This is a genomic window from Mycobacterium sp. GA-1841 (assembly GCF_001954135.1).
Lineage (GTDB): Bacteria > Actinomycetota > Actinomycetes > Mycobacteriales > Mycobacteriaceae > Mycobacterium.
The window spans coordinates 1-633 of the sequence record NZ_MBEQ01000050.1; the positions used below are offsets into that span (position 1 = coordinate 1).

A 633-nucleotide genomic window follows, 5' to 3' on the forward strand; every position below is an offset into this window, starting at 1 on the left:
GGCATTCAGTCGGGTGCTGGTCGCGATGGTGACCGCCATTGCGGGGGTCTTTGCGGGCCTCTTCATAGGTGCCGGCACGTCTCATGCGGGCTTGGACAATGAGCTGAGTCTGGTCGACGGTCAGGATCGGACCCTGACCGTGCAGCAGTGGGACACCTTCCTCAACGGGGTGTTCCCGCTGGACCGCAACCGGCTGACCCGTGAGTGGTTCCATTCCGGTCGGGCCAAGTACCACGTCGAGGGCCCGGGTGCCGAGGAGTTCGAGGGCACCTTGGAGCTGGGTTATCAGATCGGCTTCCCCTGGTCGCTGGGTGTGGGCATCAACTTCTCCTACACGACCCCCAACATCCTGATCGACGATGGTGACATCACCGGCCCGCCGTTCGGCCTGGAGTCGGTGATCACCCCGAACCTGTTCCCCGGTGTGTCGATCAGCGCGGACCTGGGCAATGGCCCCGGTATCCAGGAAGTGGCGACCTTCTCGGTCGACGTCAAGGGTCCGGCCGGTGGGGTGGCAGTGTCCAACGCCCACGGCACGGTGACCGGTGCGGCCGGTGGTGTGCTGCTGCGCCCGTTCGCCCGGTTGATCGCCTCGACCGGTGACAGTGTCACCACCTACGGCGAGCCCTGGAA

At 65.6% G+C, this 633-nt stretch carries 1 protein-coding gene; it reads left to right on the forward strand.

Annotation, left to right across the window (positions count from 1 at the left end; genetic code table 11):
* Positions 1-633: MspA family porin (locus A5740_RS11750; protein ID WP_254849151.1), on the forward strand; the 633-nt coding region annotated here is incomplete at both ends.